Raw genomic sequence first — 1,227 nt, forward strand, 5'->3', positions numbered from 1 at the left:
CCGAAGAAGGACTTCATCAATGCCTCAATCAGCACTACCGGCTTTATCTGATGGCCGCCAACCTGTTGCTGGAGGAACTGCCAGAGTCACCGGCTCTTAACATGGCTCTTAACATGAGTGAGGGTGAGCTTGATTATGAATTGTGCGAGTGGTTCAACCAAACGGTAACGCGCACTGATCGTCCCTGGTTAATACGACGCAGTCATCTCAACAGTATCGATGAAAAACGCCATGAAATTCGTATTAAGGCTGATCCGGATGGAGAGAAAGCCAGAACGGAAATAATCAGTAGGGTTGCTCAGGCCAGGTGGCAGGCGTCCGGTCTTTCCCTGAAGCCGGACCCGTCCGACGATACGCTCACCCGGGCACTTTATCGATACTGGCAGCAAAGCTGGTTTGATCGTGAGTATGGTCAGACTGGCGTGGACGCCAATTGCGTGTTTCCTCTGACGGAAGAAGAAAAACAAACGCTGGAATTATCGCCTTCCCAACCTTATCTTCGGGAGGTTGATCAGCGGATAAGCGCATGGAACTCCAATGCGGTTCGATTGTGGCCTGCGTTCTGGCATCAGATAAGTGATGTGCAGAACCATTGGGTTGAGGGTTCTGAACAATACATCCCAATGGTTCACGGGAAAGAGCGTAATACATTAGACCGGAGAACGAACTTTGAGCATCGGGCGATACCAGATGTGAAGGATTATAAAGTTTTTAATACGCAAGACTTTCCTTCCGCAATGTATCGTTGGAGGGCAAAGGATATTGATGTGACTGCTGAGGGTGAAATCAAGCTGACCGAGATGGCTGATCAACACATTCAGGGGTACGATGTACTGATCCCGGACCCATTACCAGAACATGCCCGGGAAATGACTTTAGCCAGCGGAACGCTGGCGACTCTGTGCATGTCATCGCACAATGGTCAATATGCCTTGCCCAGCCTGACGCCTGACGACTACATCGTGGCCTTGAGTATTAAACCCGATTTGCCATTTATCCTGACCAGGGACGTATACACCGGGCTTCATACACTGACTCTTCGCAGGGCCGGGGACATCCGGAGTATTCAATGTGCCTATGTCGTAGAACCGAGAGAGCCGGACAGAATAATACCTTTCAGAGAAGCCTGTTCAGAACAATCAACCCGTTCAGACACCCGCTGCTCAGAAGGTATGAAAGCCGTACTGGACGAACTGTTTGAGACCATTAGTGACCAACACCCAACCG

Annotated in this window: 1 protein-coding gene; it reads left to right on the plus strand. The window is 50.3% G+C overall.

What is annotated here, in order from left to right:
- Positions 1-1,227: hypothetical protein (locus KDK18_RS04335; protein WP_257253466.1), on the plus strand; the 1,227-nt coding region annotated here is incomplete at both ends.

It is taken from the genome of Endozoicomonas sp. SESOKO3, assembly GCF_024606255.1.